Annotated in this window: 18 protein-coding genes; 3 read left to right on the top strand and 15 right to left on the bottom strand. The window is 69.6% G+C overall.

What is annotated here, in order from left to right:
* Positions 1-84 precede the first annotated feature (84 nt).
* A complete protein-coding gene (locus tag ACQF4J_RS02070; RefSeq protein ID WP_351576518.1) occupies positions 85-381 on the top strand; it encodes a hypothetical protein in 297 nt (98 codons plus the stop codon).
* 44 nt (positions 382-425) lie between these two features.
* Here the strand turns inward: ACQF4J_RS02070 and ACQF4J_RS02075 are convergent, their stop codons facing one another.
* Both ACQF4J_RS02075 and ACQF4J_RS02080 read right to left on the bottom strand, forming a co-directional pair.
* Positions 426-1,472, bottom strand: a complete 1,047-nt coding sequence (locus tag ACQF4J_RS02075) for a metallophosphoesterase (RefSeq protein WP_351582346.1) — start codon at positions 1,470-1,472, stop codon at positions 426-428.
* Positions 1,473-1,886: 414 nt separating this feature from the next.
* Positions 1,887-2,867, bottom strand: coding sequence for an ArsR family transcriptional regulator (locus tag ACQF4J_RS02080; RefSeq protein ID WP_427164339.1), 981 nt, complete (start codon positions 2,865-2,867; stop codon positions 1,887-1,889).
* A gap of 178 nt (positions 2,868-3,045) precedes the next feature.
* Between ACQF4J_RS02080 and ACQF4J_RS02085 the strand changes: the two genes are divergently transcribed.
* Positions 3,046-3,462 carry a hypothetical protein gene (locus ACQF4J_RS02085; RefSeq protein WP_351582342.1) on the top strand — a complete coding sequence of 139 codons (417 nt, stop codon included), beginning with the start codon at positions 3,046-3,048 and terminating at the stop codon, positions 3,460-3,462.
* Between the two features lie 828 nt (positions 3,463-4,290).
* Here the strand turns inward: ACQF4J_RS02085 and ACQF4J_RS02090 are convergent.
* The 4 genes from ACQF4J_RS02090 to ACQF4J_RS02105 all read right to left on the bottom strand — a co-directional run bounded on the left by ACQF4J_RS02090 (position 4,291) and on the right by ACQF4J_RS02105 (position 9,284).
* Positions 4,291-5,136 carry an MOSC domain-containing protein gene (locus ACQF4J_RS02090; protein ID WP_351806697.1) on the bottom strand — a complete coding sequence of 282 codons (846 nt, stop codon included), beginning with the start codon at positions 5,134-5,136 and terminating at the stop codon, positions 4,291-4,293.
* Between the two features lie 160 nt (positions 5,137-5,296).
* Positions 5,297-5,593, bottom strand: a complete 297-nt coding sequence (locus tag ACQF4J_RS02095) for a hypothetical protein (RefSeq protein WP_351806695.1) — start codon at positions 5,591-5,593, stop codon at positions 5,297-5,299.
* Between the two features lie 191 nt (positions 5,594-5,784).
* Positions 5,785-8,601 (bottom strand): ABC transporter permease, encoded by a 2,817-nt coding sequence (locus tag ACQF4J_RS02100; protein WP_351582350.1) that lies wholly within the window; start codon positions 8,599-8,601, stop codon positions 5,785-5,787.
* A 5-nt stretch (positions 8,602-8,606) separates the two neighbouring features.
* Positions 8,607-9,284, bottom strand: coding sequence for an ABC transporter ATP-binding protein (locus ACQF4J_RS02105; RefSeq protein WP_351806693.1), 678 nt, complete (start codon positions 9,282-9,284; stop codon positions 8,607-8,609).
* A 107-nt stretch (positions 9,285-9,391) separates the two neighbouring features.
* On the opposite strand from ACQF4J_RS02105, the gene ACQF4J_RS02110 reads away from it, so the two are divergent.
* Positions 9,392-9,976: a PadR family transcriptional regulator gene (locus ACQF4J_RS02110; protein WP_351582334.1), complete on the top strand. Its 585-nt coding sequence runs from the start codon at positions 9,392-9,394 to the stop codon at positions 9,974-9,976.
* Positions 9,977-10,023: 47 nt separating this feature from the next.
* On the opposite strand, the gene ACQF4J_RS02115 is transcribed toward ACQF4J_RS02110, so the two are convergent.
* The 9 genes from ACQF4J_RS02115 to ACQF4J_RS02155 all read right to left on the bottom strand — a co-directional run bounded on the left by ACQF4J_RS02115 (position 10,024) and on the right by ACQF4J_RS02155 (position 21,513).
* A complete protein-coding gene (locus tag ACQF4J_RS02115) occupies positions 10,024-10,407 on the bottom strand; it encodes a hypothetical protein (RefSeq protein ID WP_427164340.1) in 384 nt (127 codons plus the stop codon).
* Between the two features lie 405 nt (positions 10,408-10,812).
* Positions 10,813-11,178, bottom strand: a complete 366-nt coding sequence (locus ACQF4J_RS02120; RefSeq protein WP_351582332.1) for a gas vesicle structural protein GvpA — start codon at positions 11,176-11,178, stop codon at positions 10,813-10,815.
* Between the two features lie 259 nt (positions 11,179-11,437).
* Positions 11,438-13,981: a sensor histidine kinase KdpD gene (locus ACQF4J_RS02125; protein ID WP_351806689.1), complete on the bottom strand. Its 2,544-nt coding sequence runs from the start codon at positions 13,979-13,981 to the stop codon at positions 11,438-11,440.
* A 10-nt stretch (positions 13,982-13,991) separates the two neighbouring features.
* On the bottom strand, positions 13,992-14,675 hold the full coding sequence (locus tag ACQF4J_RS02130; RefSeq protein ID WP_351582329.1) for a response regulator: 684 nt from the start codon (positions 14,673-14,675) through the stop codon (positions 13,992-13,994).
* A 136-nt stretch (positions 14,676-14,811) separates the two neighbouring features.
* The gene (locus ACQF4J_RS02135; protein ID WP_351582327.1) at positions 14,812-15,483 is read right to left on the bottom strand and encodes a potassium-transporting ATPase subunit C; all 672 of its coding nucleotides are present in this window, start codon (positions 15,481-15,483) and stop codon (positions 14,812-14,814) included.
* A gap of 24 nt (positions 15,484-15,507) precedes the next feature.
* Positions 15,508-17,640, bottom strand: coding sequence for a potassium-transporting ATPase subunit KdpB (kdpB, locus tag ACQF4J_RS02140; RefSeq protein WP_351582325.1), 2,133 nt, complete (start codon positions 17,638-17,640; stop codon positions 15,508-15,510).
* On the bottom strand, positions 17,637-19,316 hold the full coding sequence (gene kdpA, locus ACQF4J_RS02145) for a potassium-transporting ATPase subunit KdpA (protein ID WP_351582323.1): 1,680 nt from the start codon (positions 19,314-19,316) through the stop codon (positions 17,637-17,639). The genes kdpB and kdpA overlap by 4 nt, the downstream gene beginning before the upstream one ends.
* Positions 19,317-19,324: 8 nt before the next feature.
* Positions 19,325-19,414 carry a K(+)-transporting ATPase subunit F gene (gene kdpF, locus ACQF4J_RS02150; RefSeq protein WP_256916116.1) on the bottom strand — a complete coding sequence of 30 codons (90 nt, stop codon included), beginning with the start codon at positions 19,412-19,414 and terminating at the stop codon, positions 19,325-19,327.
* Between the two features lie 257 nt (positions 19,415-19,671).
* A complete protein-coding gene (locus ACQF4J_RS02155; protein ID WP_427164341.1) occupies positions 19,672-21,513 on the bottom strand; it encodes an APC family permease in 1,842 nt (613 codons plus the stop codon).
* Between the last annotated feature and the right edge of the window lie 189 nt (positions 21,514-21,702).

The raw sequence follows: 21,702 nt of genomic DNA on the forward strand, positions 1-21,702 counted from the left end.
CCGGCGCGTTCGCCGTGCTGTCTCGCCGTGTGACATGCGCCGGCCGGGGAGGGGCGGGGACGAAGGGGATCGATGGATCGGGACATGGTTGTGCTGGCGAAGGTCAGGCTGCTCAGTGCCAACCGGCGGGTGGTGCGGGGCGTGGAGGGGCTGTGGATCTACCGTCTGCTGACGCAGGTCGAGCCGGAGGTGTACGGATCGAAACTGGCGTACGTCCTGGTGGAGGAGAGCGGCTCACCCTTGGTGCGGGAGTTGCCTGAGCGCAGGCTGGCCCTGCTCGACGAGGCCGTGGAGGTGGCGAAGGCCCTCAGCCCGGCGAACCCGTACCGGGAGAAGGTGCTGGAGAGGGCACTGGCCGCGAGAGCTCGCATCATGCCGTAGCGGAACGTGGGGCCCCGGCCAAGGCCGGGGCCCCACTCCCCTTGTCAGGAGCCGGAGCCGGCCAGGGGGACCCGGGTCCAGCTGAGGACCTGGGAAGTGTGCGGCTGGACGGTGACTTTCAGGTAGTCCTTGGCGTTGCTGGAGCCGTCGACGGTGATGCGGTGCAGGTTCGGCACGGCGGTGGTCAGGTGGTAGAAGGACAGCCACGACGAGCCGACGGCAAGCGGCTGGTCACTGTTGTAGAGGTGGCTGTCGCCGTTGAAGAGGTAGACCGGACCGTCGAAGGCGGCGGACTCGCGGGCGATGGCGGCGACGATCGGCTGGAAGGCGTAGTAGTCGGCGTACGAGGGGTCACTGACGGTGGGGTCGAACATGTCGGCCTGCATCATCAGGGCCACGGCCCGGTTGTGATGGTGGCGGGCCGCGGCGAAGGTGTCGCGGATGGACTCGATCACCGACGCCGTACGGGCCAGTACCTCGGTGGCCTGCTCGGGAGTGGGCTGGGTGTTGCCGGTCCACGGCGCCATGCTGTTGTTGCTGCCCACCACGTCGAACGCGGCGAACGCGACGCCGGCGCGGGTGTAGCGGACGTTCTCCGGGATGCCCTCGTCGGCCTGCGAGGTCACCCTCACACTGTTGTGGCCGAGGGTGAAGCCCGGGCGGGGGAAGAACACCTGGCGGATCTTGGCGAGGCGCTCCAGCGGGTTGTACGAGCCGTTGTTCGGCCGGTGGCAGTCGGTCCACTCATTGTCGCCCACCGTGTAGACCAGCGGGTCCTCGAACTGGTCGAAGTCCGTTTTGATCATCTGGAAGTAGGCGTCGGTGCACGCCGTCGAGCCGTTCTTGATGTCTCCGAGGTGGGAGACGAACGTGACGTCGGGGTCGGCGTTGATCTGGCTGATGACATGGGGGAAGTCGGCAATCTCGGCGTCGCCGTAGGGCATGTCGCCGATCACCGCGAACGTGAACGGCTTGTCGCGGTTGCCGGCGTCGGCGGCGCGGGGGCCGGCCGAGGCGCTTCCGGCGGACACAGCGAGCGTGAGCAGGCTCAGGGCTGCGGTGCCAGACACGATGTGGCGCCACGATCTCATGGGATTCTCCCTCAGGGACGAGCGGCCCGGGCGGGCCGGAGACACGACAGGTCAGCGGCCGGCATGGGGGCAACGGTGCGGCTCGCAGCAGGCGCGGACCGCAGCCGGTGATCGGCCCGGCCGGAGTCTGGCGCCCCCGGCTGACCCCGAGATCAGCCGGAGCGCGTACGAGCGGTGAACTCTTGACGGCTCTCTGGTGGACGGGGCCGGGGGCCGCTCGCGCGGGCGTCACCTCCGAAGGCCCAGAACGCACCCGCTACGCATGCGGGTTCTGCGCTCGGCATCACCCCGCCTCCGGCTGGTCACCCAGGCTCTTCACGCGACCCGTCCATCGCACGCCAGGAGTTGACACCCAGCCAGCTGTCGTCAGCAACCCTGCGGGAATCATGGGCCGTTCACCCCGGCCGGCACTGGTCACGATCTCTGCCCCGCTCCCAGAACAGCCGCGCCCAACCTGGTGAGAGTGTGCATCGCCTTGTTGGCGTGCCGCTGGGTGGCGATGAGGCCGGAGTCGCGCAGGGCCCTGGTGTGGTGGGTGGCGGTTGCGGTGGAGACCCCGGCGCGACGCGCCGCCTCACCGGTACTAACCCCGGCGGCAGCGGCCCGCAAGATGATCGCGCGGGTATGACCGAGGAGGGCGTACAGGGCGGCCTCGTCCTTGGGGGAAGCGGCCGCCAGCACGTTGTGGACGGGGTAGACGAGCACCGGCGGAAGTCGCGGGTCCGCCAGGGCGATGGGTGACTTCCAGCAGAAGTAGGACGGGATGAGCAGCAACCCACGGCCCCTGAGATGCACATCGCTCTCGGCGGGGTAGTCGGGAACCTCCAGCACCGGGTGCCGCCAGCGGACCACCGGCGAGAGGCCCGCCAGCAGCCCGGCCGTTCCCTCGCCCAGCATGCTCCTGGCCAGCCGCGCACGCTCCGCCTCGAAAGTCTCCTGAATGCCCTCCTCGTGAGGCGTGATGACAGTCCGGTGATACGCGCGCAGCAGGTTCACCACATCACTGCGCAGCGACTTCTCGGCGACCCGTAACGTCCAGGACGGCGCCCGACTCGCCCGGGCCGCTCGGGCCATTTCACGGTTCACCTGCCCGTCGGGCGTTGCGAGTATGGCCTCGAGCGCGAGCTCCAGACCGTCGATGCCCTCGAACGGTGTGAGAAAGTCGGCGAAATAGCGGGCACGCGGGAACAGCGGCAGCAACATCGTTCTCACCGGCTGTGCGAGACCAGTTTCCTGAAGATTGCCGCACGCACGGCCATACCACTCCGCGTACTTCCATCTGCCGCTACGAGTCTGAAATCTGTGCAGGCTGCCGGCGATCTCCCACAACGGATGCGGCGAGGCCGCCACCCGCGTGCGCGCCACGTCCTCGGCGGTGAAATGGAAGCGAAGCATCCGCGGTAACCCCCCACCTGCGAATCTTCAATGGAATCGAATGAGCATGACAGTCCTCTTCCCGCATTGGGAACATGCGTTCAAGCCAGCCACGCGACGCCGAGGCGGGCGGGTCCGGTAAAGATCGGAATTCCGTGACTGGAAATCAGGGACGGTAGTTCAAACGAAAGGACATGTCATGGGTGGTATACGGAAGAGAGGCCTCCGCGCACGTCGGCTGGGCATCCTGGCCACAAGTGCGCTGTTCCTCTCCTTCCTCGTGCCGGCCACCGCGTCGGCCAGCACCGCCGGGGCCGACCAGGCGGCGGTCACCTGCTACGGCGGATCGGTGGCGATCAGCCTGCCGCCGAACGGCTACAGCGGCACCTATACGACGAGTTCGCGCTGCAACGACATCAACCTGCGGATCGACTCCGGCGGCAGCCAGTGGGTGGCCGTGTGCTGGGCCGCTCACGGCTACTGCCAGGACCACTGGACCCTCGTCACGCAGGGCGCCGGCTACACGGTGGTGGCATCCGACGTGCTGGACGGCACCAGCTTCTACTTCGTGACCACGAACGGCGGCGGCACCCGCAGCGGGCGTACGGCCTACTAGGTCCACGGACCGGGAAGCCACCGGCCCGCACAGAACGGGCACCCATGCGACGCACCGCGCCTGCCGCGGTGCGTCGCGTGCGTCGGCGCACGGCGATGAAGAGCCCCAGGCAGCGTGCGGGCCTGCGCGAGCTGCCATTGATGAGGCGCATCAGGTCCGGGTACAAGTGGGAAGTGACAGAACCTCTTGCTCCTCGCCCGGATGGCCGCGTCGCGTCGAAGCCGGGACGGTGGACCCAGCAGTCCGCGGGTGCGATGTTCGCCGCCGTCGCAGCATTCCTCATCACTCGCGACGTCACCTTCGGCTTTCTCAGGCAGTCGGTGCCCGACTGGGCGTACACCGCTACGCTCCTGGCGGGACTTGCCGCGTCGGCTGTCGCTTACGGCCTTGCCCTGCTGTGGCTCAGGCGATTGCCCTAGCAGGGCTCTCAGATCAAGCTGCGTGGCTTGCCGGCCGGCGGCTCCCTGCTCTTCTCCCACGTCCGGGCGATCGCCGCGCACCCCGTGCCGGAGCCCGCCGCCGCCTGCGCGTCTCCCCGTCGTCTCCCCCTTCTCGTTGCCCCCGCGTGCCCTCGGCCCGACCGACGCGAGCGCGCCCATGTGACGTGCTGCTCACCACGGCCACGGTCAAGTACAGCGCCTGATCACGCACTTGCCTGCACCTGCGACATCACCAACCGGTGGTGACTCCTTCATCCGACTGGCGCGAGGTATCGGTGGCGAGCAGTTCCTGCAGGAGGTCAACGATGAGGTCGGGCCCAGACGTCGGTGAGTGTCGTCGTCATGGTGTCATCCTGGTGCCTGACGAAGAACCCGCGTCTGCGCGTAGTCAGGCGGCCTCCTGCAACGTGACCGCGTCGCCCACCCGGACCGTTCCGGCCTCGAGAACGTCAAGGTATACGCCGAGGCACGAAAGCCGGCCCAGGTCGAGCACCGGAACACGATGGTCCCGGGCAACCGCACGCATGATGCCGGGATCCGGCGGTAGTTCATCGTGCCGCAGAGTGGGTACCACGCAGCGAGGCGTGGAGACCACGACCCGGAACAAGGCTTCACCCGCACGCACGTGGCATCCCAGCCAGGCGTCCTCGGGAAAACCCGGCCCCTCATAGGTGTCCACCACCAGGTTCGGCCGGAAGCGGCGGGCGTCGAAGTCCCCGGTGGGATACACGGCGCGCAGTCGGTCGAGGGACGCTGTGGTGACGAGATGGACCTGTCCGAAGTCGAAGAACGTCCCAGGAGCAATGCTCCCCGTCGTGATGCTCGTCCCTGTCGCATCGACAGAAGCGGTCGCACCCACCACATCCGGAACACCGCCGTCGTAATCGGGCACGGCCCGCTCCAGCTTGTTGTGTTCGGGTACGGCGGCCGTAACGAAGACCTTTCGGCCCAGCAACTGGGACAACCGCACGTCCACATCGCGGCCCTCCGCCGAGAGAGCGGGCCCGTCCGGCAGCACGACCCGGACCACGCCGGAGTCGTCCAGGCGGCTTCGGCAACGCAGCAGTTCCCCCCATTTACGGGGGTGTTTGGCGCTGCCCACCGCGCCCGCATCGTCAAGTACGGCGTAGACCCGGTCCCCGGAGAAACCACGTTCCGTGACGGCCACGGCGATCACGGTCTCACCCAGCATCGACTTCACCGGATACCGGTACAGCGCCGTCACAGTCCCCATAGATCGATTATGGATGTCGGAGCCTGAGCAGTGAGCGGATCGCGCTATGGGGGGTGCGGAGCAGTCGTGGCGTGGCCAACCGGCTGAGACGGCGGTACCAGTGGACAGCGGACGGTGCCACGGTCGGTACGTGGTCGACTTCTGCGCCCGCGGGCTTCAGTCAGGGCGTATCGCCGGAGTGGTAGAAGCGGCAGCTCACGCCGGGACCCGGTGTACGCGGCTCTCCGGGGCGCGGGTCGTAGAGCGCACGCCCGCCAGGGAACTGCCCGAGTTCGGTGGGCAATGCGGCGCCGTCCTCGACCTCTTCCGGCCGCCAGCCCGTGATGTCGAGCAGCAGTCCGTCCAGCGGCCCGCCTATGAGCAGCGCGTAGGTCTGCCGCGGGCGCGGTCCGGGGTCCGGGTCATCGTGGTCGAGGCCGTAGACCCGGCCGCGCAGCAGCTGCTCATCTCCGTTCATGCGTGCAGCCTTGCAGCCGCCACTGACAACGCGATGCCCCTCGCCGACACCCTCGCGTTCAAAACCGGCAGCGGTGGGCAAATTCGCGGCCGGCCGGCCCCGGGGCAGAGCATCCCGGCTCAAAGGGTCCCGGGCTCGTCGGCCCCGAGATCGTTTACCGGGATCGCGGTAGGAAGTTCTTGTTGTCGTCATCAATCCGCCGTGAGGACACGCAAGGGAGCGATCCGGGTCAGGGTGCGGATCGGGACGGTCAGTGCCGCGCAGACCAGAGCGGTCGAGACGAGGATGGCTGTCACGGCAGCCGCGGCGACCGGCAGGAGGTGCCCTGAGAGGACGCCTTCGCCGAGTGCGAGGACGGTGGCCAGTCCGGCTGCGGCGCCCGTGAGGCTGCCGAGCAGGGCCAGGCCGAGGCCCTCGTAGAGGGTCAGCCGGGCCAGTTCGCGTGTCGTCCACCCGGTGGCGCGCAGGACCGCGAGGTCGGTTGCCCGTTCTCGCTGGGACATGACCAGGACGTCCACGGCGCCGGCCGCGCCGAGGAGCAGGGTCAGGGTGACACTCAGGTAGTCGGCGGTGCGGGCTTGGGCCACGACCGCGTTGCCCAGCAGTGAACCCGCGACCTCGCCACGGAAGGCGAAGGTGACCGAGAGCAGCACGGTGAACGCCGCCACCGCCAGGGCGAGTCCGGCGGCGCCGAGCACGGTACGTCCGCGCGCCCGCAGCAGGTCGCGTTGGGCGAGACCGGCGACCGACCGTACGGGAACGGAGCGGCGGGCAGGCGCCACCGGGGAGGTGACGGCGTCCAGGGGACTGATCCGGGTCGCCCGCCAGGCCGGGATCAGGCCCGCCACCAGTGCCAGGAGCAGGGCGACCGGCAGTACCAGGGCGGCCTTCGCGAACGAGTGGGAGAGGCCGAGCAGGGCGCCCAGGACGTAGGCGAGCAGCACGCCCGACGCGCCCGCGCCCAGGCCGACGACGGCGAGTTCGCCGAGGATCAGGCGCAGGACCTCCCCCGCGCTCCACCCCGTACAGCGCAGCGTGCCGATCTCGGTGCGCCGGGAGCGCACGCTGGCCAGCGCGGCCTGGGTGAGGAACAGCCCGCAGACCACCAGCACGAGCACGAACAGCACGGCGCTCTTGGTGTCCACGGCCCGCAGAATGCGCAGTGCCACGCCCTTGGCGGTCCAGTTCTCCCGGACGTCGAGCCCGCCGGCGAGTGCGACGGTCTGCGGCGCCGGGGAACTTCCCACGGTGACGTCGACGCGAAGATACGGGAACGCGTCGTGGATGCGCGCGGCCACGGCGTTCACCCGGGCCCGGGACGCGGAGTCGACGCCCCTCACTCCGGCCACCCGGATGCGGATGGCGCTGACAGGCGCCCTTTCCTGGGCGGTGGGCGTGTGGCGGCTCTTGGTGAACGCGCCGATCGAGTCCAGCGTGGTCAGCAGGGTGGGCGGCGGACTCAGATAGCCGCCCAGGTTGCGGTCGGGGTGCAGCGGCCCGCCGCCGAGCGCGGACCGGGTCGCCGCGTCGGCGCCGGTGACCTGCGGGGAGCGATAGGTCTCCAGCGGCACGGCGGACAGTGCGGAAAAGCCGTGCAGCCGGGTGGTGTCGTACCGGCCGACGAGGTGGATGACCGGGATCGGGGCGCGGCCGCTGTCGGGGCCGCTGCAGGTCCTGTGTCCCCCGCAGTTCGTGGAGGCGTGGCCGGCGACCGTGCGGTACTGGGTGCCGGCGTTCTCCTCGGGAACGTCGGACAGCAGCGCCGAGGTCCCCTCGAGGTTGTTCTTCCAGACGCCGGCGGGCTGCTGCGGGCGGGTCCGCGCCACCAGGCCGTCGGCGGACGTGCCGTAGGCGACCGGACCGACGGTCCAGTAGCCGCCGGTGTCGAAGTTGCCGGCGCTGTCGACGGAGCGGAAGGCCTTGTCGAGGTCGGCGCCGACGGTGCCGACGGTCCGGCCCCGCAGCGCGGTGACGAACCGGTGGGCGGCCGGGCTGCCCAGCTTGCCGGGCAGCTTGGCGGGGTCGCCCGCGTCGAGGCGCTCCACGCTCGCTGTCAGGGTCGTCGAGGTCAGGGCGTGGCTGCTGAGCATGACCGGCACCTGGTAGTCGTGCTGGCGGCTGGCCGCCGGGCCGCTGTCGAAGGGGTCGGGGCCCCACACCGGGCGGTCCTTGGAGGTGAGCATGCGGCCGGAGGTGACCGTGTCGCCGAGGCCGACGAGTCGGTCTTCGGCCTTCGGGTCCACGGCGGACAGCAGCACCGGGAAGGCGACGGGGATCTCCGCCGAGGCCTTGCCCTGGCCCGACCGGCAGGTCATCCGCGATCGCGCGTCCAGGTCGAAGGCAGACGTCGGTACCGGGTTGTAGCCGGGATCGGCCTGGGGGGTCAGCGTCTTGCCGTCGGCGCCCGTCGTCGTATCGGACTTGTCGCTGTTGTAGTACCAGCACACCCAGTACGTCCGTCCGGCCGCCTTCTCCTGTTCCAGTCCGGTCAGTCCGGTATCGGCCATGAGATCGTTGCGGATCGTGACGGGGTTGCGGGTGAGGTAGACGTACTGGTCGGCGGCCGGGTAGCTGCCGAGGCCGGCCTTCACCGTCGGCTTCAGGCGCAGCAGTTGGGCGGAGGCCTTCGAGTCGAGGAAACGCGAGACGTCGAGGCGCAGGCTGCCGTCCACCATCAGATAGCCGATGTTGGCGATGGGGGCGGCGACGTCGAGCCCTGGCAGTTTCTCGATGCGCCGGTACTGGTCGAGGGTGATGCCGCCGAACACGCCGGACAGGAAGTTGGCCTGCACCAGGCCCCGTTGACGCTCGACGGAGGTCTGCGCGGTGGACGGGCGGACCAGGATGTCGTACGCGGAACGGGCGTTGTGCCGGACCATGCCCGTGGTCTGGGCGCGGCTGGTGGTGACCGCGGAGGTCAGCAGGGTGAAGCCGGTGGCCGCGACGAGGATGCCCAGCGCCAGGGAGAGGGCCCGCCCGCGTCGGCGCCGCAACTGAGAGAGGATCATGCCGATCACGGACGCAGTCCTCCGAGACGGCCGAGGACGTCGCCGTCCGGCGTCACCCGGTCATCGGCCACGATACGGCCGTCGTGCAGCCGTACGATCCGGTCGCAGTTCGCGGCCACCTCGACGTCGTGCGTGGCGACCAGCAGGGTCGTGCCGTAACGCTCGCGCAGCGAGAGCAGCAGTTCGACGATCTCCCGCCCGGTCGTGCTGTCCAGGTTCCCGGTCGGCTCGTCGGCCAGCAGCAGGCCGGGCCGGTTGATCAACGCCCGTGCTATCGCGACCCGTTGCTGCTGACCGCCGGACAACTCCGACGGCAGTGCGTCCGCACGCTCCGCGAGGCCGACGGCCTCCAGCACTTCCTTCGCGCGTGCCTGCCGGTCGAAATCCACCCGTCGGGGCAGCACTGGCGCGAGGACGTTGTCCAGCACGGTCAGAGCCGGCAGCAGGTGAAAGCGCTGGAAGACGAAGCCGACCCGGCGGCGGTGGGCGTCCAGCCGCCGCGGCGTGAGTTCCTCGCCGTCGGCCTCGACCGTCCCCTCACTGGGGCGGTCCATTCCGCCGAGCAGATGCAGCACCGTGGACTTCCCCGACCCCGAGGGCCCGGTCAGCGCGACGGCGGTCCCCGACTCGATGCGCAGGTCCGCGGCATCCAGCGCGACCAGCTCCGCATACCGGCGCGTCACGCCTCGTAACGTCACATCCACCGTGCTGCCACCCTCCTGCATTGTCACAATGCAGCGGTACATTGTCACAATCCACAAGGCATGTAAATGGCGTTGCAGGAGGGTCCATGCCGCTTCACCACGCGGTGCTCGCGCTGCTGGCCGACGGCCCGGACCACGGCTATGAGCTCAAGGGCCGGTTCGAGCAGGCCATGGGCCCTCAATGGGGCGGCCTGAACATCGGCCACCTCTACCAGATCCTGGACCGCCTGGTCCGAGACGGCTACGTCGTCCGCTCCCACGTGAGCCAGGCGGACCGCCCCGACAAGACCCGCTACACCCTCACACCCGCCGGACAAGACGAGTTGCGGAACTGGGCCACCAGCGCCTGGGTGCGTACCGGCGGCTTCCGCGACGAACTGTTCCTCAAGCTCTTCGGCGCGTCCTCCCTCGGTCCGGACGCCCTCGACACCCTCATCACCGCACAACAGCAGACCTACGTCGCCGAACTCGCCGGCCTGACCCGGCTACGGCGCACCCGAGCGGACGATCCCCTGGTCACCCTCCTGATCGACGCGGCGATCGCCCACACCAAGGCCGACCTGGACCTCCTCGGCACGGCCGCCCAACGCCTCGCCCCGATCACCGAACACCCCAAGTCCGCATCCCCGCAGGCCGATACCGGCGAGGAGGAGGGCCGGCAAGGAGCCTGAGGACGCCTGCCCGTCAGCATGCCCGCGGTTTTGGAAAAGGCAGGCTGTCACACGGCGGAATCAGGCGTACGTCGGTACAGCCGGCGCCGTACGCCCGTGCGGTCGCCTGCCTCCGCGTCGCGCTCGTAGCGGACGATCCGGAAGGAGGCGAGCAGGGCCTCCACAGCCGTGGGCTCGCCGTTGCCGTCGCACAGTGGCAGGTGTTCCGCGAGGAGCAGACAGGGCTGCGGGCCTGTCAGCTCACGACGGACGAACAGGCGGCGACCATCGCAGGCCCCGCCAAACCAGCTCGATCTCCATACAGCCCGTCTGCCCCGCCGCCCGCCCCGCACCGCGTGGCCTCCGACACGTATCGACGCGCGGCGCCAGTTCTTGCCGGACGGAGCGACGAACTCGCCGGTGCTCTCGGGCCGGGAGAGGGCTTCGATCACCTTCCCCTTGCGCCCTTTCCGGTTTCGGGTGCGGTGATGTCCCGGCTGGCGCGGAGTATCGCCCGATACAGCGCGGCGCACTGCGGCGGGTCCGGCAGTGGGCCGCGGGCGGGGGCGCGGAAGGACTGGATCATCCATGCCACAAAGCCGGAAGGCCCTGTCCGCACCACCCACCGCGGCGAGGCCGAACGCGTCTTCAGCTGACGCCACGGCGCATCACCGACCGTCGCCGGCCGTGCCGCGGCAGCCTTCACCGCGGCACGGCCAACCCGGACGGCACGGCTCGCCGTCTCACCAAGGCGGCCTCGGCCCTGCGGGCTCTTCGCCGAACACCAAGACGCGCCGGGCGCGGGTACCCCGTGCAGGTGGGCGCTCACCGCTCCTCCGCCGCCCGGACCGGTCTCCTTACCGCTGTTGCCCCTCTTCCCGGCCTTGCTGAAAGGCCTGCGAGATCGTCTCGGCGGCCCCGGACAGCACTCCCTTGGTCTTGCCGCGGGCACCGGACTCCGTGAGCTTTCCCGGGAGTTCGGTCAGGCCGGCCGGCTTGCGCGGGCCGGACTCCAGGTCGAGGCGGTTGCACGCCTCGGCGAAACGCAGATACGTGTCGACACTCGCCACCACGACCCGTACATCGATCTTGAGTATCTCGATGCCGACCAGGGAGACCCGCACAAACGCGTCGATCACCAGCCCCCGGTCGAGAATCAGCTCCAACACGTCGTAGAGGCCGCTGGAACCTCCACCACCGCCCTGCTGCGTTGCCACGCTCATCACGATCAGCCCCTCGCCCTGGGCGGGCTTCCGCCCGCGCACTACCTCGCCATTCCCGCACCGCAGTCCCTGCTACGGGAGCGACGGCGCATTCCCGCAGCTCACTGCGTACTTCCAGACTGCGGACAAGTTTCCGGAAGCGAGTAGCCCGCGCCCCTCATGACCAAACACGTGTGCGGGCGGTTACCTGGAGCCCGGGAGGCCTCGGCCCCACCGCCTGAAGCCCCACTCACCAGCGGCAACGCTGCTCAAACCCACCTCAGGGCGTCGTCGCGGCCGACAGATCCGGCTGCTCCGACCCACGCTGCGGTGCCGTCGGCACGCTGAGCACCATGGTGAGGCCGCCGCCGGGGGTGTCCTCGGCGCTCAGGGTGCCGCCCATGGCTTCCGCGAAGCCGCGGGCGACCGCCAGGCCCAGGCCGACGCCGTTGCCGCGCGGTGAGTCCCCGTAGCGCTGGAAGGGCTCGAAGATGCGGTCCTTGGCGCTGTCGGGGACACCGGGGCCGCGGTCGACCACCCGTACCTCGACCCGGTCGGCGATGGCGCTCGCGGACACCAGGACCCTCTCCCCCGCGGGGCTGTACTTGACGGCGTTCTCGACGACGTTGGCGACGGCCCGCTCCAGCAGCCCCCGGTCCACGTGAACCATGGGCAGCGTCTCCGGGATCTCCAGCTCCACGCCGTCCTCGGGCACGCCGCCGAGGGCCATGGGGACGACCTCGTCGAGGTCGGTCTCACGGATGATCGCGGTGACGGTGCCGGTCTGCAGGCGGGACATGTCCAGGAGGTTGCCCACCAGGTGGTCGAGGCGGTCCGCGCCCTCCTCAATGGCCTCCAGCAGCTCGGCCCGGTCCTCATCGGACCACTCGACGTCCTCGGAACGCAGGGAGGTGACGGCCGCCTTGATTCCGGCCAGCGGGGTGCGCAGGTCGTGGCTGACGGCGGCGAGCAGCGCGGTGCGGATGCGGTTGCCCTCGGCCAGTTCCTTGGCCTGGCCGGCCTCCTGCCGCAGGCGCTGACGGTCCAGCACCACGGCGGCCTGGGCGGCGAAGGCGGCCAGCACCCGGCGGTCGGCGGCCGGCAGTACCCGCCCCGTCAGGACCAGGGACATGTGGTCACCGACCGGTACGTCGACGTCCGCGTCGTCGGGTTCCTGGCAGGGCCGGGGGCCGACGCTGCCCGCGCAGGTCCACGGATCGGTCTCGCCGACCCGTTCCAGCAGCGCCGCCGACTCCATGCCGAACGTCTCGCGCACCCGTTCCAGCAGCTCCTCCAGGCCGGTCTCACCGCGCAGCACGTTGCCCGCGAGGTAGGACAGGATCTCGGACTCGGCGCGCAGCCGGGCCGCCTGGTCGGTGCGCCGGGCGGCGAGGTCGACCACGGAGGCCACGGACACGGCGACCCCTATGAAGATCGCGATGGCGACGATGTTCTCGGGGTCGGCGATCGTGAAGGTGTGGACGGGTGGGGTGAAGTACCAGTTGAGCAGCAGGGAGCCCACGACTGCGGAGGCGAGCGCGGGATAGAGCCCGCCGAGCAGGGCCGCCGCCACTGTCAGGGTGAGGAACAGCAGCATGTCGTTGGCGAGGCCGACGGCCGGGAACGCGCCGGTCAGCAGGAAGGTGAACAGGGCCGGGCCGAGCACGCCGACGAGCCAGCCCCAGATGAGCCGGGACCGGCCGAGCCGCGCGCCCCTGGCGGCGGGCAGTGCACGTCCCTTTCCGGCCTCGTCGTGCGTGATGAGGTGGACGTCGAGGTCCGGTCCGGAGTTCCGGGCGACCGTGGCGCCGACGCCGGGCCCGAAGACGTACTGCCAGCTCTTGCGGCGGGAGACGCCCAGTACGATCTGGGTGGCGTTGACCCCGCGCGCGAAGTCCAGCAGCGCGGCCGGGATGTCGTCGCCGACGACCTGGTGGAAGGTGCCGCCCAGATCCTCCACCAAGGTCCTCTGGACGGCCAGTTCCTTCGGCGATGCGGCAGTGAGGCCGTCGCTGCGGGAGATGTACAGGGCCAGGACCTCTCCGCCGGCGCCCTTCTCCGCGAGCCGCGCGGCCCTGCGGATCAGCGTGCGGCCCTCGGGGCCTCCGGTCAGGCCGACGACGATCCGCTCGCGCGAGCCCCAGATGGTCGAGACGTTGTGGGCGCTGCGGTACTCGGTCAGGTAGGCGTCGACCCGGTCGGCCACCCACAGCAGCGCCAACTCCCGTAGCGCCGTGAGGTTTCCGGGCCGGAAGTAGTTGGACAGGGCCGCGTCGACCTTGTCCGGCTTGTAGATGTTGCCGTGCGCCATACGGCGGCGCAGCGCCTCCGGCGCCATGTCGACCAGCTCGATCTGGTCCGCGCGCCGTACGACCTCGTCCGGCACCGTCTCCTGCTGGCGGATGCCGGTGATGGACTCGACGACGTCGCCGAGCGACTCCAGATGCTGGATGTTGACGGTGGAGACGACGTCGATGCCTGCCGCGAGCAGTTCCTCGACGTCCTGCCAGCGCTTGGCGTTGCGGGAGCCGGGGATGTTGGTGTGCGGCAGCTCGTCGACCATCGCCACCTGGGGGCGCCGGGCCAGGACGGCGTCGATGTCCATCTCGGTGAAGGCGGTCCCCCGGTACTCCAGTTCCTTGCGCGGCACCTCTTCCAGGCCGTGCAGCATCACCTCGGTGCGCGGCCGGCCGTGGTGCTCCACGAAGGCGATCACACAGTCGGTCCCGCGCTCCAGGCGGCGGTGTGCCTCGGAGAGCATCGCGTAGGTCTTGCCGACGCCGGGTGCCGCGCCGAGGTAGATCCGGAACGTTCCGCGTGCCATCTCGTCCCTGTCATCCCTCGAAGCGGTAGCCCATGCCGGGCTCGGTGATCAGATAGCGGGGGTGGGCGGGGTCGGTCTCCAGCTTGCGGCGCAGCTGGGCCATGTAGACCCGCAGGTAGTTGGTCTTGTTGGCGTGGGTGACTCCCCAGACCTCGTGGAGCAGGTGCTTCTGGGTGATCAGCTTGCCGGGGTTGGTGATGAGGATCTCCAGCAGGTGCCATTCGGTCGGGGTCAGCCGGACGTCCCGTCCGCCCCGTACGACCTTCTTGGCGAACAGGTCGACGGTGAACTCGTCGGTCTCCACCAGGGTTGTCTCGGGCACGAGCGGCCCGTCCTCGGTCCGGCGCACAGCGGCCCGCAGCCGGGCCAGGAGTTCGTTCATGCTGAAGGGCTTGGTGATGTAGTCGTCGGCGCCCGCGTCGAGGGCCGCGACCTTCTCCTCCGACGCCTGACGCGCCGACAGCACCAGGATGGGCACCCGGCTCCAGCCGCGCAGCGCCTTGATCACGTCGACGCCGTCCATGTCGGGCAGTCCGAGGTCGAGCATCACGACGTCGGGCCGGCGGGTGGCCGCGAGCCGGAGGGCGGTGGCGCCGTCGGGCGCGGCGTCGACGCCGTACTGGCGTGCCTGCATGTTGATCACGAGGGCCCGGACGAGCTGCGGGTCGTCCTCGACCACCAACACCCTGATCATGGGTGTGCGCCTTTCGTGTCGTACGGGCGGACGTGCGGGCCGTGAACGGTCCGACCGGCCTTGTGGCGGCGGGAGTCGGCGGAGCCGGGACTGCTTCCCGGTCGCCGACTCCCGTGCGGATCGACGGGTAACGCCATCAACTCGTCTTCGCTACGAGGGACTTGAGGGCGATGTTGAGTTCGAGCACGTTCACCCGGGGCTCCCCCATGAAGCCGAGGGTGCGGCCCTGGGTGTGGTCGTTGACCAGCCTCTCGACCTGGGCGACCGACAGGTGGCTCTTCTCGGCTACCCGGTGGACCTGGATCCGCGCGTACTGCGGGGAGATGTTCGGGTCCAGGCCGGAGGCGGAGGACGTGACCGCGTCGGCGGGGACCTCGGATGCCCTGACCGTGTAGCCGGGCACCGAGTTGTCCTTGATGACGGCGGCCTTGGCGTCCTTGACCTGCTGGATCAGGTCCTTGTTGTCGGCGGAGAGGTTGGTGGCGCCGGACAGGACCAGCTTGTACTGGGTGTTGACGCTGTTGCTGCCGAGCCCGTTGGCCGGCCGGCCCTGGAACCACCTCAGGTCGGCGGCCGGGGTCTGCTGGCCCTTCTTCAGCGGCAGGTCGTACGACTGCCCGATCAGGGAGGAGCCGACGACCTTGCCGTCCGCCTTGATCTCGGAGCCGTTCGCCTTGTCGTGGAAGAGCGCCTGAGCGATGCCGGTGACGACCAGGGGGTAGATGACGCCGGTCACCAGGGTCAGCACGAGGAGGGCGCGCAGGCCGGCCCCGAGCAACCGGGCGGTGTTGGTCACGGTGTTGTTCATTGCGGTCAGCACGCTTTCGAGGGATTACAGCCCGGGAATGAGGGAGATGAGCAGGTCGATGATCTTGATGCCGATGAACGGGGCGATCAGTCCGCCGAGGCCGTAGATCGTGAGGTTGCGGCGCAGCATCTTGTCGGCGCTGACGGGGCGGTACTGCACGCCCTTCAGGGACAGCGGCACCAGCGCGATGATGATCAGCGCGTTGAAGATGACGGCCGAAAGGATCGCGGAGTCCGGTGAGTTGAGCCCCATGACGTTCAGCTTGTCCAGGCCCGGGTAGACGGCCGCGAACAGCGCCGGAATGATCGCGAAGTACTTCGCGACGTCGTTGGCGATGGAGAACGTGGTCAACGCGCCGCGTGTGATGAGCAGTTGCTTGCCGATCTCGACGATCTCGATCAGCTTGGTCGGGTTGGAGTCGAGGTCGACCATGTTGCCGGCCTCCTTGGCGGCCGACGTGCCGGTGTTCATCGCCACGCCTACGTCCGCCTGGGCCAGCGCCGGGGCGTCGTTGGTGCCGTCACCGGTCATCGCGACGAGTTTTCCGCCGGCCTGCTCCCGCTTGATGAGGGCCATCTTGTCCTCGGGGGTGGCCTCGGCGAGGTAGTCGTCGACGCCCGCCTCCTCGGCGATCGCCTTGGCGGTCAGCGGGTTGTCGCCCGTGATCATGACGGTCTTGATGCCCATGCGGCGCAGCTCGTCGAACCGCTCCCGCATGCCTTCCTTGACGACGTCCTTGAGGTGGATGACACCCAGGATCCGGGCGCCCCGGTCGTCCTGGACCGCGACGAGCAGGGGGGTGCCGCCGGCCTCGGAGATGCGGCGGGACAGCGTGTCGGCGTCGTCCGCGACCGTTCCGCCCTGCTCCTGTACCCAGGCGATGACCGAGCCGGCCGCACCCTTGCGGATCCTGCGCCCGGCGACGTCCACGCCCGACATACGGGTCTGGGCGGTGAAGGCGATCCACTCGGCGCCCGCGAGCTCGCCCTGGTGCCGCTCACGCAGGCCGTACTTCCCCTTCGCCAGGACGACGATGGAGCGGCCCTCGGGCGTCTCGTCGGCCAGTGAGGACAGTTGGGCGGCGTCGGCGACCTCGGCCTCGGTGGTGCCGGACACGGGCACGAACTCGGCGGCCTGGCGGTTGCCGAGGGTGATGGTGCCGGTCTTGTCGAGCAGCAGGGTGGAAACGTCACCCGCGGCCTCGACCGCGCGGCCGGACATGGCAAGGACATTGCGCTGGACCAGGCGGTCCATGCCCGCGATGCCGATCGCGGACAGCAGGGCGCCGATCGTGGTCGGGATCAGGCAGACCAGCAGGGCGACCAGCACGACCATGCCGAGCTTCGTGCCTGCGTAGTCGGCGAAGGGCGGCAGGGTCGCCACCGCGAGGAGGAAGACGATCGTCAGCGAGGCGAGCAGGATGTTCAGCGCGATCTCGTTGGGTGTCTTCTGCCGGGCGGCGCCTTCGACCAGGTTGATCATCCGGTCGATGAAGGTCTCGCCCGGCTTCGTCGTGATCCTCACGACGATGCGGTCGGACAGCACCTTCGTACCGCCGGTGACCGCCGAACGGTCGCCGCCGGACTCCCGGATGACCGGCGCCGACTCCCCGGTGATCGCCGACTCGTCGACCGACGCGACCCCCTCGACGACGTCACCGTCGCCGGGTATGACATCACCGGCCTCGCAGACCACCAGGTCGCCGATGGTCAGGGCGGTGCCCGGGACCTGCTCCTCGGTGCCGTCCTCGAGCAGCCGTCGCGCCACGGTGTCGGTCTTGGCCTTGCGCAGGGTGTCGGCCTGCGCCTTGCCGCGGCCCTCGGCCACGGCCTCCGCCAGGTTGGCGAAGACCACGGTCAGCCACAGCCAGGCGCTGATGGCCCAGCCGAACCAGTCCCCCGGGTCCTTGAGGGAGAAGACCGTGGTCAGGACCGATCCGATCCACACCACGAACATCACGGGCGACTTGACCATCACCCGCGGGTCGAGCTTGCGCATGGCGTCCGGCAGCGACTTCAGCAGCTGCCCCGGATCGAAGAGGCCCGCGCCGACGCGTCCTTCGGCGGGCTTGTGCCCGGTGGGTACGTCGCTGTGCGGCGCCCGGGTCGGAGTGGCTGTGGACATCGAGTCCTCTTGGTTCTCTGTACGGGTGGTCATGACGCCAGCCCCTCGGCCAGCGGGCCCAGCGCAAGCGCCGGGAAGTACGTCAGACCGGTGATGATCAGGATCGCGCCCACCAACAGACCGGTGAACAGCGGCTTCTCGGTACGCAGGGTGCCCGCGGTCACCGGCACCGGCTGCTGCTCGCCGAGCGAGCCCGCGAGTGCCAGCACGAACACCATCGGCAGGAAGCGGCCGAGGATCATCGCGAGCCCGGTCATGGTGTTGTACCAGTCGGTGTTCGCGTTCAGGCCGGCGAAGGCCGAGCCGTTGTTGTTCGAGGCGGAGGTGAAGGCGTACAGCACCTCGGAGAAGCCGTGCGCACCGGAGTTGAGCATCGAGTGCGGTGGTGTCGGCAGCGCCATCGACGCGGCGGTGAAGATCAGCACCAGGGCCGGCGTGATCAGGATGTAGCAGGCGGCCAGCTTGATCTCGCGCGAGCCGATCTTCTTGCCCAGGTACTCGGGCGTACGGCCGACCATCAGACCCGCGATGAACACCGCGATCACGGCCATGATCAGCATGCCGTAGAGGCCGGAGCCGGTGCCGCCGGGTGCGATCTCGCCCAGCATCATGCCGAGCATGGTGACGCCGCCGCCGAGGCCGGTGAAGGACGAGTGGAAGGAGTCCACCGCCCCGGTCGAGGTGAGCGTCGTGGACACCGCGAAGATCGACGAGGAGCCGACTCCGAAGCGGACCTCCTTGCCCTCCATCGCTGCGCCCGCGATCTGCAGGGCCGGTCCGTGGTGGGCGAACTCGGTCCACATCATCAGGGCGACGAAGCCGACCCAGATGCTCGCCATGGTCGCCAGGATCGCGTACCCCTGCTTCACCGAGCCGACCATGACACCGAAGGTGCGCGTCAGGGCGAACGGGATCACCAGCAGCAGGAAGATCTCGAAGAGGTTCGTGAACGGAGTGGGGTTCTCGAACGGGTGGGCGGAGTTGGCGTTGAAGTAGCCGCCGCCGTTGGTGCCGAACTCCTTGATGGCCTCCTGGGAGGCCACCGCGCCACCGTTCCACTGCTGCGAGCCGCCCATGCCGTGCCCGTTCAAGAACTGGCCGACCTCGTGGATGCCGGAGAAGTTCTGGATGGCGCCGCACGCCACCAGAACGATCGCCGCGATCGCGGCGCCCGGCACCAGGATCCGTATCGTTCCGCGCACCAGGTCGGCCCAGAAGTTGCCCAGTTCACCGGTGCGCGAGCGCGCGAACCCGCGCACCAGCGCCACGGCGACGGAGATGCCGACGGCCGCGGAGACGAAGTTCTGCACGGCCAGACCGGCGGTCTGGACGACGTGCCCCATGGTCTGCTCGCCGTAGTACGACTGCCAGTTCGTGTTGGTCACGAAGGACGCGGCCGTGTTGAACGACTGCGCCGGGTTGACCGAGGAGAACCCGAGCGAGCCGGGCAGGACGCCCTGCAGGCGCTGCAGCAGGTAGAGGAAGAGGACACTGACCGCCGAGAAGGCCAGGACACCGCGCAGATACGCGGTCCAGCGCATCTCGGTGTCGGGGTTGGCACCGATGCCCCTGTAGATCCACTTCTCGACCCGCCAGTGCTTGTCGGAGGAGTAGACCCTGGCCATGTAGTTGCCGAGCGGGATGTAGGCGAGCGCGAGCGCGCCGATCAGGGCGAGCAGCTGGAGGAAGCCTGCGAGTACGGGACCCATGTCGTGGCTCAGAACCTCTCCGGGAAGATCAGGGCGAGGATGAGATAGCCCAGCAGGGCGACGGCCACGACGAGGCCGACGATGTTCTCGGCGGTCACAGCTTGGTCACCCCCTTGGCGACGAGGGCCACCAGCGCGAAGGACGCGATCACGGTGACGACGAAGGCCAGATCGGCCATCGCGAGCTCCTGGAGTGAGGTTCGATGAAAAGCGGACGGTTAGAGGAAACCGCCTGTCCGGCCGGATCAGACCACCCGTTGACGGCTCTCATACGGCGACCGTCACGGCTTTGACGGGACTCTTACGGCCCGAGCCCCTACGGGTCGGCAGACGGCCCTGACCATCAGTGGGCCGGCTCACAGCAGCCGGAACCGCAGCCTGCAGATCACCGCGTCCGTCTCCTTGCGCACAGCGTGCGCGACGACGGCTCCCCGCTGGTTCTGCAGCAGCCGCTGCCACAGCCGCTCCGGTTCCGTCTCCGGGATCAGCACGGTGACCCGAGTGGCCGGCTCGGCGGCGGACACCTCACGGACGTACGCGGCGATGGGGCGGCCCAGGCTGCGCCGCTCGCACGCCAGCCGGACCAGCGCCACCCCGGGGTCCCACTCCCCCCACGCCCGCTCCAGGGCGTGCAGTTGCGCCCGGTCCTCGGGGTCGGGACAACAGACGGTGACCGCCCGGACCTCGTCACCGAGGGAGGCGGCCGCGGTCAGCGCCTCCGACGTCAGGCGGGAGATCGACGACACCGGGACGATGACCAGCGAGCGTTCGCGGTGCGGGGTCTGCGGTATCCGGCCCAGGCCCAGACGCTCGCCGATCCGGCCGTAAGCCCGGTGGACGGCCTCGAAGGCGAGGACCAGTACCGGGAGCGCGACCACGATCAGCCATGCGCCCTCCTCGAACTTGGACGCCGTGACGACGACGGTCGCGACCGCCGTCAGCACCGCGCCGAAGCCGTTGAGCAACGCCTTGCCCCGCCGGCCTCCGTCGCGCTGCGACCGCCAGTGCCGGACCATGCCGACCTGGGCGATGGTGAACCCGACGAAGACACCGATCGCGAACATCGGCACCAGGGTGTTCGTGTCGCCGCCGGAGAAGAGCAGCAGCGCGGCCGAGACGACGGCCAGGGCCAGCACGCCGTGGCGGTGGACCTGCCGGTCGGCCTTCAGGGCGAACACGTGCGGGGCGTAGTTGTCGCGGGCAAGCAGCTTCAGCAGCACTGGCAGGCCACCGAAGGACGTGTTCGCCGACAGCGCCAGCAGGATCATGGTGGCGAACTGGATGACGTAGAAAGCCCAGTTGTGGCCGAGGGAGGCGTCCGCGAGCTGTGCCAGGACGGTGACGCCCTCGACCGGCTTCAGGTGGAACCGGCCGATCAGCACCGACAGGCCGATCAGCATCAGTCCGAGGACGGAGCCGAGCGCGACCTCCGCACGCTGGGCCCGTTTGACGCGCGGGCGGCGGAAGGAGGGCGCGGCGTTGGCGATGGCCTCCACGCCTGTGAGCGCGGCACAACCGGAGGCGAAAGCTTTCAGCAGGAGCAGGGCACCCACCGAGGAGGCATTGCCGGCGAGAACCGAGGCGTGCCCGGCCGCGGTCGCCGTGCTCACCGGATGGGAGCGAAAGAGACCCACCACGACGAGGACGAAGATCGAGCCGACGAAGACGACGGTCGGCACGATGAACGCCTTCGCCGACTCCACGACCCCGCGCAGGTTGACGGCCGTGATGAGGGCCAGCACCGCCAGGCACAGCCACAGCCGGTCCCCGTACAGCGCGGGGAAGGCGGAGGTCAGCGCGGCCGCACCGGCCGTGACGGCGACGGCGACGTTGAGTACGTAGTCCAGGACGAGCGCTGCCGCCGCGACCAGACTGGTCCGTGCACCCATGTGGGTCTTGGCGACGGCGTACGAGCCACCCCCGTCGGGGAAGGCCGCGATCACCTGCCGGTACGAGGCGACCAGCACCGCCAGCAGGCCCGCGATGGCCAGTGTCACCGGCATCGTGAAGCCCAGCCCGTGCGCGCCAGCGGCGGCCAGCACCAGCACGATCGCCTCGGGGCCGTACGCCACGGACGCCATCGCGTCCAGAGACAGGGCGGCAAGCCCGGTGACGGCGGTCAGGCGGTGGCGCTCGCCGGTATCCGGCGGCTCCTCGCCGGCGGGAACGGCGCCCGGCTCGGTGCTCAGGACAGTCATGAGTGTGTGCTCCTTCGTGCTTCTGCCGCGCACGAGGGATCCAGGGTGCGCGGATGCACCCAGGTTGTTTCCGTCTGCGCTCGCTTCCGGCTGTTCCTTGCGGCTTCTTCGCGCCCAGGCGGCCGAACTTGACGGGATCTTGACGGCCTGTCCCACGGAGGACTCCCCTCCGCCGCACCGGGCAACGCC

The organism is Streptomyces sp. C1-1, from assembly GCF_050214755.1.
Taxonomy (GTDB): domain Bacteria; phylum Actinomycetota; class Actinomycetes; order Streptomycetales; family Streptomycetaceae; genus Streptomyces.